Below are 6,113 nucleotides of genomic sequence, written 5' to 3'. Positions count from 1 at the left end.
CCGACCGACTTCGCGATCTGCGCCATACGCGCGAAGTCGATCTTCAGCGCGAACGCCGATGCGCCCGCGACGATCAGCTTCGGCTTGTGCTCCTGCGCGAGCTTTTCCGCCGCGTCGTAATCGATGTCTTCGTTTTCGTTCAGCCCGTAGCTCACCACGTTGAACCACTTGCCCGACATGTTCACCGGCGAGCCGTGCGTCAGGTGCCCGCCGTGCGCGAGGCTCATCCCCATGATCGTGTCGCCCGGCTTGAGCATCGCGAAGAACACGCCCTGGTTCGCCTGCGAGCCCGAGTTCGGCTGCACGTTCGCCGCTTCCGCGCCGAACAGCTGCTTCACGCGATCGATCGCCAGCTGCTCGACCACGTCGACGTACTCGCAGCCGCCGTAGTAGCGCTTGCCCGGATAACCTTCCGCGTACTTGTTCGTGAGCTGCGAGCCCTGTGCGGCCATCACGGCCGGGCTCGTGTAGTTTTCCGACGCGATCAACTCGATGTGGTCTTCCTGGCGGCGGTTTTCCTGCTCGATCGCAGCAAAGATCTCGGGATCGACGTTCGCGATGGTGCTTTGGGCTCTGTCAAACATACGGTTTCCGTTAAGTGTGTACAGGTTGACCGGTGCGGCCGAGTACATTGCGTTGCTGGTGGAACCAGCTCGACGTGGCGGAAGAATCCGTATGACGCGAGACAGGACAGCCACCGGCGATGCACGCGACGGCGCACAACGGCTGCCCAGGCGAACGGCAAAAACGGCGCCCCGCGCTTCACGGTGGGATGCTCCACCTTGAACCCGAAGGGTTCTATCGCCAGTCACGCAGGGGTGATGAGCGCGTTAGTTTATTGGATGCGTCATGAATAGGCAACCGCGCCTCCCCCGCCGAATCAATGAGGGCCGGATTCCGCGCGCCGGGCCCGCGCGCTTCCGCGCCTTGCCGCGGTGCGGCAATCTCAGTAGGCTTGCGCGATACTATTGGCCACTTCGTCATCGACCAGGAGCAGCAGCAATGATCGTGTTCGTCACAGGCGCGTCCGCCGGCTTCGGCGCAGCCATCTCCCGTGCCTTCGTCAAGGGCGGCCACCGCGTCGTCGCCACCGCGCGCCGCAAGGATCGGCTCGATGCGCTCGCCGCGGAACTGGGCGACGCGCTGCTGCCATTCGAACTCGACGTGCGCGACCGCGCCGCCGTCGAAGCGGTGCCGGCCGCCCTTCCCGCCGAATTCGCGGCGCTCGACGTGCTGGTCAACAACGCCGGCCTCGCGCTCGGTGTCGAGCCGGCCCAGAACGCCAGCCTCGACGAATGGCACACGATGATCGACACGAACTGCACCGGTCTCGTGACGGTCACGCACACGCTGCTGCCCGGGATGATCGCGCGCGGCCGCGGCCACATCTTCAACCTCGGTTCGGTCGCCGGCACCTACCCGTATCCCGGCGGAAACGTATACGGCGCAACCAAGGCTTTCGTCAGACAATTCAGCCTGAATCTGCGCGCCGACCTCGTCGGCACGCCGCTGCGCGTCACCGACATCGAGCCCGGCCTCTGCGGCGGCACGGAGTTCTCGAACGTGCGCTACCGCGGCGACGACGCGAAAGCAGCGAACGTCTATCAAAACGTCCAGCCGCTCACAGCCGAGGATATTGCCGACACCATCTACTGGATCGCGACGCGCCCCGCGCACGTCAACATCAATACGATCGAGATGATGCCGGTCGCGCAAGCGCCGGCCGGTCTGACGGTCCATCGCGGCTGACGGCTGACGCCTGGCACCGCGCGCCGCGGGCCCGCCATGGGCGGCCCGCGTCGTGCCGTGCGGCACTACATTCCGTTACCAAACCGTAACGAATCGGACCCCGGCCTTCCGGTAGAATGCGCGCCATGACTCAGCCTACCCGCTCTCCGGACACCTCGCGCGGCTTCATCTGGCCGGTGCGCGTGTACTACGAGGATACCGATGCAGGCGGCATCGTCTTCTATGCCAACTACCTGAAGTTCTTCGAGCGCGCCCGCACCGAGTGGCTGCGCGCGTGCGGCATCGATCAGCGCCAGCTCGCCGACGACACGGGCGCGATCTTCATCGTTCGCAGCACGTCGGTCGACTACCGCGCGCCGGCGCGACTCGACGACGCACTCGCGATCACGAGCCGCCCGGCACGCATCGGCCGCGCGTCGGTGGAGTTCACGCAGGAAGCGTGGCGTGGCGACACGCTGCTGGTCGCCGGGCATATCCGCCTCGGCTGCGTCGACCGTTCCGGCATCCGTCCCGCGGCGATCCCGCCGGTCGTCCTCGATGCACTGCAACGCGGGCCCGTCATCGACGCCGGGCACACTGTCCCGTCAACGAAGCTCGAATGAGCCCCGTTTAGACAAAGGCCATGAACTTGCCTTCCTGAATCGATACTAAGCAAGGTTCCGCGCCAGGGCTGCGTCGGCGCGCCGTACCGCACGCACCCGTGCGCCCTTGCCGGGCACCCCCGAAGGGACGTTACTCAAATCTCTATGAACACATCTCAAGACCTGTCGATCATTTCCCTCGTCCTCAACGCGAGCGTGCTCGCCCAGGCCGTGATGGGGCTGCTGTTGCTGCTGTCGCTGATGTCGTGGACCTTCATCTTCCGCAAGTGGTTCGCGATCCGCCGCGCACGCGCGCAGACCGAGCGCTTCGAAAAGGATTTCTGGTCGGGCGGCGACCTGCAGGCGCTGTACCAGAGCGCAGCCAATAACCGCCACACGATCGGCGCGCTCGAGCGCATCTTCGAAGCCGGCATGCGTGAATTCCTGAAGGCGAAGGAAAAGCGCCTGAGCGATCCGGGGCTCGTGCTCGACGGCGCACGCCGCGCGATGCGCGCGGCGTTCCAGCGCGAAATGGACGTGCTCGAAGCGAATCTCGCGTTCCTCGCGTCGGTCGGCTCGGTCAGCCCGTACATCGGTCTGTTCGGCACCGTGTGGGGCATCATGAATTCGTTCCGCGGCCTCGCGAACGTGCAGCAGGCCACGCTCGCGAACGTCGCGCCGGGCATCGCCGAGGCGCTCGTCGCCACCGCGATCGGCCTGTTCGCCGCGATTCCGGCCGTGGTCGCGTACAACCGCTACGCGCACGACATCGACCGCCTCGCGATCCGCTTCGAGACCTTCATCGAAGAATTCTCGAACATCCTGCAGCGTCAGGCCCAGTAAGGAGCTCGCCATGGCAGGAAGTCCCATTCGATCCAGCATGCGCGGCGGCCGCTCGCGCCGCGCGATGGCCGACATCAACGTCGTGCCGTATATCGACGTGATGCTCGTGCTGCTGGTGATCTTCATGGTGACGGCGCCGCTCGTCGCCCCGTCGATCATCAATCTGCCGACCGTCGGCAATGCCGCGCCGCAGGAGCAGACGCCGCCCGTCGTCGTCAACATCAACGCCGACCGCACGATGAGCGTCAAGTACAAGGGCGACTCCGGCGCGACGCAGGAAGACACGATGACCAAGGCCGAGCTCGACAGCTTCATCGTGGCCCGGCAGGCCGACCATCCGGACCAGCCGGTGGTGATCGCGGCCGACAAGACCGTGCAGTACGATGCGGTCATGACCGTGATGTCGGATCTGAAGGCGCGCGGCGTCAAGCGCGTCGGCCTCCTCGTCAAATCGCAATGAACCGGCAGCAACCCACGCGCGGCAACACCTACCCGTCGCAACCGCCGCGCGAGCGCGGCACCTGGCGCGCGTTCGCGCTCGCCGCGCTGATGCACGTCCTGCTCGCGCTGTTCCTGTACCACGGCGTGCAGTGGCAGAACAGCACGCCGGCCGGCGCCGAAGCCGAACTGTGGACCGAGGTCCCCGACGTTCCCGCACCGCGGCCCGTCGTCGCACCGACGCCCCCCGTGAAGGTGGCGCCGCCCCCTCCCCCGGTGAGAGACGAACAGGCGGACATCGCGTTGCAGCAGAAGAAGCGCCAGCAGCAAGAGGCGGCCGCACGCGAAGCGCAGCTCGAGCAGCAGCGCCGCGAGCAGCAACTGAAGCAGCAGGAAGAGGAAGCGCGGCGCGCCCAGCTGGCGGCCCGGCAAGCGGCGGCGCTCGCCGCGGAAAAGGCCGCCGAACGCGAAAAGCAGAAGCAGGCGGCGAAGCTCAAGCAGCAACTCGCCGAGCAGCAAAAGCTCGAACAGCAGAAACTGGAGCAGCAAAAGCTCCAGCAGCAGAAGCAGGCGCAGCTCGAGGCCCAGCAGGCAGCCAAGGCGAAGGCCGACGCAGCCGCAAAGGAAAAGGCGGACGCGCAGGCCAAGGCAAAGGCCGAAGCGGCCGCGCGTGCGAAGGCCGACGCGGCGGCCAAGGCCAAGCTCGACCGGGAACGAAATGCACGCCTCGCGCAGTTGCAGGGTCTCGCGGGCGCGGGCGACGGCGGCGGCCAGGGGCTCGCGAAAAGCGGCACCGGCACGGGCTCCGGCGGCAACGCGGCCTCGCCCGGCTATGCGGACAAGGTGCGCCGTCGCGTGAAGCCGAACATCGTCTGGGGCGGCGAGCGCGCCGGATTGACGACCGTCGTGAAGATTCGCTGCACGCCGTCGGGCGACCTGCTGAGCGTATCGGTCGCGCGGCCGAGCGGCAATTCGGGGTGGGATCAGGCGGTGGTCAGCGCGATCCAGGCGTCGGTGCCGTTGCCGCCCGATACTGACGGTCGTACCCCATCGAGCATTACGATTACCTTCAAGGCGGCGGAGTGAACGGAAATGCGCTTACACTCCGGGCTTCGCTGCGAAACGGGAACGAACAGGGTATTTTTACTGTCTCTGCGCTTGCGCAGCGATCCAAGTCACATGGGAAGCAAGAAGCATGAGTTTGATGACGAAACTAGGTTTCAGGGCACTCGTGGCATCGTGTCTGATTGCGGCCGGCGGCGCCGCTAACGCGCAGGTCAACGTGCTGATCACCGGCGTCGGATCGACCCAGTTCCCCATCGCGACCGCGAATTTCGCGAACGAGGCGGGCCTGCCGCAGCAGGTCACGTCGATCGTGCGCGCCGACCTCGCCCGCAGCGGCAAATTCACCAACATCGACGCCGGCAGCACGCCCGTGCCCGAGACCGCCTCGGTCGATCTCGGCGCCTGGAAGGCCAAGGGCGCGAACGCGTTCGTCGCCGGCAGCGTGAACCGCGAAGCGAACGGTCAGTACAAGGTGAACTTCATCCTGTACGACACCGTCAAGCAGCAGAGCCTCGGCGGCCTGTCGCTGACCGCGAACGACACCACGCTGCGCACCGCCGGCCACAAGATCGCCGACTACATCTACCAGAAACTGCTCGGCGTGCGCGGCGTATTCGCCACGCGCCTGTCGTACGTGATCAAGACGGGCAACCGCTACCAGCTGCAGATCTCGGATTCGGACGGCCAGAACGCCCGCATCGCGCTGTCGAGCACCGAGCCGATCATCTCGCCGGCGTGGTCGCCGAGCGGCACGAAGGTTGCCTACGTGTCGTTCGAGCGCAAGAAGCCGATCGTCTACATCCACGACCTGCCGACCGGCCGCCGCTATATGGTCTCCGACCAGAAGGGCAACAACAGCGCACCGGCGTGGTCGCCGGACGGCAACACGCTGGCCGTCGCGCTGTCGCTGACGGGCAATACGCAGATCTATACGGTCAACGCCAACGGCGGCGGCCTGCGCCGGCTCACGCAGAGCAGCTCGATCGACACCGAGCCGTTCTATTCGCCGGACGGCCACTGGATCTACTTCACGAGCGACCGCGGCGGCGCGCCGCAGATCTACCGGATGCCCGCGCAAGGCGAAAGCGCCGGCGCGGCCCAGCGCGTGACCTTCACGGGCAGCTACAACACGAGCCCGCGCGTGAGCCCGGACGGCAAGCTGCTCGCCTACATCTCCCGCACCGGTGGGGGGTTCAAGCTGTACGTCCAGGATTTGCAGACCGGCGCGGCGAACGCCATCACGAACACCAATCGCGACGAATCGCCGAGCTTCGCGGCTAACGGCCAGTACATTCTCTACGCGACCCAGTCGGGCGGCCGCAACGTGCTGGCAGCAGTGCCCACCGACGGCAGCGCGCCGCCGCAGATTCTGTCCGTCCAGGGCGGCTCCGTTCGTGAGCCGTCGTGGGGACCCTTCATGCAATGACCACACAAGGA

At 66.4% G+C, this 6,113-nt stretch carries 6 protein-coding genes, 1 pseudogene and 1 riboswitch; of the genes and pseudogenes, 6 read left to right on the top strand and 1 reads right to left on the bottom strand.

The annotated features are described in order from the left end of the window. Positions 1-584: pseudogene (gene glyA / locus EX20_RS19840) on the bottom strand (serine hydroxymethyltransferase); the annotation flags it as partial. A 137-nt stretch (positions 585-721) separates the two neighbouring features. Further along, a riboswitch (ZMP/ZTP riboswitch) is annotated at positions 722-822 on the bottom strand. A gap of 180 nt (positions 823-1,002) precedes the next feature. On the opposite strand from glyA, the gene EX20_RS19835 reads away from it, so the two are divergent. The 6 genes from EX20_RS19835 to tolB all read left to right on the top strand — a co-directional run bounded on the left by EX20_RS19835 (position 1,003) and on the right by tolB (position 6,102). Further along, complete coding sequence (locus EX20_RS19835; protein ID WP_011883400.1) at positions 1,003-1,749, top strand: SDR family oxidoreductase; 747 nt, start codon at positions 1,003-1,005, stop codon at positions 1,747-1,749. Positions 1,750-1,865: 116 nt separating this feature from the next. Continuing rightward, a complete protein-coding gene (gene ybgC, locus EX20_RS19830) occupies positions 1,866-2,351 on the top strand; it encodes a tol-pal system-associated acyl-CoA thioesterase (RefSeq protein ID WP_011883398.1) in 486 nt (161 codons plus the stop codon). Positions 2,352-2,495: 144 nt separating this feature from the next. Then, a complete protein-coding gene (gene tolQ / locus EX20_RS19825) occupies positions 2,496-3,173 on the top strand; it encodes a protein TolQ (RefSeq protein WP_011883396.1) in 678 nt (225 codons plus the stop codon). 10 nt (positions 3,174-3,183) lie between these two features. Continuing rightward, positions 3,184-3,633 (top strand): protein TolR, encoded by a 450-nt coding sequence (gene tolR, locus EX20_RS19820; RefSeq protein WP_011883394.1) that lies wholly within the window; start codon positions 3,184-3,186, stop codon positions 3,631-3,633. Continuing rightward, entirely contained in the window at positions 3,630-4,697 is a 1,068-nt protein-coding gene (tolA, locus tag EX20_RS19815; RefSeq protein ID WP_034194460.1) for a cell envelope integrity protein TolA, read from the top strand. Before tolR ends, tolA begins: the two co-directional genes overlap by 4 nt. 109 nt (positions 4,698-4,806) lie before the next feature. Then, positions 4,807-6,102, top strand: a complete 1,296-nt coding sequence (gene tolB, locus EX20_RS19810; protein WP_011883392.1) for a Tol-Pal system beta propeller repeat protein TolB — start codon at positions 4,807-4,809, stop codon at positions 6,100-6,102. Positions 6,103-6,113: the final 11 nt, after the last annotated feature.

This window comes from Burkholderia sp. WP42 (assembly GCF_000745665.1).
Lineage (GTDB): Bacteria > Pseudomonadota > Gammaproteobacteria > Burkholderiales > Burkholderiaceae > Burkholderia > Burkholderia vietnamiensis.
The sequence above is the reverse complement of the archived record's forward strand: the minus strand, read 5'-3'. Positions and strand labels throughout refer to the sequence as shown.

Coding starts and splice junctions, on each gene's coding strand:
- tolR (WP_011883394.1), top strand. CDS start 3,184: ATGGCAGGAAGTCCCATTCGATCCAGCATGCGCGGCGGCCGCTCGCGC.
- tolQ (WP_011883396.1), top strand. CDS start 2,496: ATGAACACATCTCAAGACCTGTCGATCATTTCCCTCGTCCTCAACGCG.
- EX20_RS19835 (WP_011883400.1), top strand. CDS start 1,003: ATGATCGTGTTCGTCACAGGCGCGTCCGCCGGCTTCGGCGCAGCCATC.
- tolA (WP_034194460.1), top strand. CDS start 3,630: ATGAACCGGCAGCAACCCACGCGCGGCAACACCTACCCGTCGCAACCG.
- ybgC (WP_011883398.1), top strand. CDS start 1,866: ATGCGCGCCATGACTCAGCCTACCCGCTCTCCGGACACCTCGCGCGGC.
- tolB (WP_011883392.1), top strand. CDS start 4,807: ATGAGTTTGATGACGAAACTAGGTTTCAGGGCACTCGTGGCATCGTGT.